This window comes from Komagataeibacter intermedius TF2, assembly GCF_000964425.1.
GTDB classification, from domain to species: domain Bacteria; phylum Pseudomonadota; class Alphaproteobacteria; order Acetobacterales; family Acetobacteraceae; genus Komagataeibacter; species Komagataeibacter intermedius.
In genome coordinates this window covers 1-801 of record NZ_BANF01000086.1, presented here as the reverse complement: position 1 = coordinate 801, position 801 = coordinate 1, and the positions used below count along the sequence as shown (strand labels likewise).

At 54.8% G+C, this 801-nt stretch carries 1 protein-coding gene; it reads right to left on the bottom strand.

Features of this window, described 5'->3' with window-relative positions:
• Nucleotides 1-144: 144 nt before the first annotated feature.
• Nucleotides 145-801 (bottom strand): AEC family transporter (locus tag B7449_RS12205; RefSeq protein WP_048883656.1); only part of this gene is annotated, 657 nt, incomplete at its 5' end.

The following is an 801-nucleotide window of genomic DNA, read 5'->3' as shown; positions in this document are numbered from 1 at the left end:
CTAGAGCACTCAAATGAGCAAAACGCTTCTCAAAACGGAAAACAGACCTTTTCAGGACTCATTTTCTCCAATCAGTGCATGGAATTGTAATCATAGGGCAGGTCTTAAAACCAGAGAACTTTTCCAATCATCTATTTTTTTGCGTTATATCCACTCGCATATAGCGACAGTGGCGGGAATGACGACGACCATGCCGAGCGTCGTGAGCAGCATGATGCTGGCTGTTTCTACCTCGCACTTCCCATACTGCTGGGCAAACAGGGCAGACGGTGTGGAGGTAGGCATCGCACTTGCGACAAAAGCTGCTTTCGCCATAGCGGATTTTAGTCCCCATGCCTTGAGGGCGACGAAGAAGACTGCTGGTTGCAAGACGACACAGACGAGCGATCCCAGTATAACGGTCCTAGATCTGAGATTAAGGGAATAAGACGCAAGCGCGAGCCCGCAGGCGAAGATCGCCGCTCCTGGTGCGCAGACTGCTAGAGGCTTGAGCACGGACACGGAAACCGGCGGCATCGTCAGACCGGACAGAGACACGATGGTGCCCAGCACCGGTGCCCACACAAGGGGGTTCTTGATCGTTTTTCCAAGCGTTCGGGCCAACGAGGGTCTCGACGTTTCTGACCTGGACGCGCTCTCGAGCAGGTAGATGACGACTGAAACCTGTAAGAGGTTTGTGACAACCGCAGCCAGACCGACTACGCCGCCGCCGACCGTATCGCCATAGATTGGATCGAGGACCGTCAGGCCATAGATCGGTGCGGCTGTGGAGGACACCGCATAGCCGAGGAGGACTGCGGT